This is a genomic window from Vibrio sp. 1069 (assembly GCF_033340555.1).
This window is the reverse complement of the sequence record NZ_JAWOWP010000804.1, coordinates 1-548: the sequence shown is the minus strand read 5'-3', so window position 1 is coordinate 548 and position 548 is coordinate 1. Positions and strand designations below refer to the sequence as shown.

The following is a 548-nucleotide window of genomic DNA, read 5'->3' as shown; positions in this document are numbered from 1 at the left end:
ATGTTGTTCGAATTTATTACGTTGGAAGGTGCGCAAGCAGGATTGAGTTGGATTACGATTCTGAAAAAACGTGAAGGATACCGAGAAGCGATTGAAAACTATGATTTGGACGTGTTGGAACAGAGAAATGAAGAGCGCGCCGAGTTCATCGTCGAAAACTTCGATGTAGTGAAGCATCGCGGCAAAATCAATTCGGTATTTAGCAACGCTAAAGCAGCCAAAGCACTTATTGCTGAATATGGCAGCTTATCAGAGGCGTTGTGGCAGTTTGTCGATGGCAAGCCTGTGGTAAATCAGTGGCATGAAATGAGTGACGTACCTGCTTCGACAGAACAGTCCAAAGCCATGAGCAAGTTTCTCAAAAAGAAAGGCTTTAAGTTTGTCGGTGAAACCATCTGTTATGCCTTTATGCAAGCCGTTGGCATGGTGGATGACCACATCGTTGGATGCCCTAAAAAACAAAACCAGTAACGTTTCGTTTATATAATTGCTCAGTTTATACAGCTAGTTCTGGCTGTCATGAATACGTTCCAAGGCTTCGATACGGC

Annotated in this window: 1 protein-coding gene; it reads left to right on the top strand. The window is 43.6% G+C overall.

The genetic code is table 11. The features are described 5' to 3' along the window. Positions 1 to 471: DNA-3-methyladenine glycosylase I (locus R7040_RS29160; RefSeq protein WP_318098002.1), on the top strand; the 471-nt coding region annotated here is incomplete at its 5' end. Positions 472 to 548: the final 77 nt, after the last annotated feature.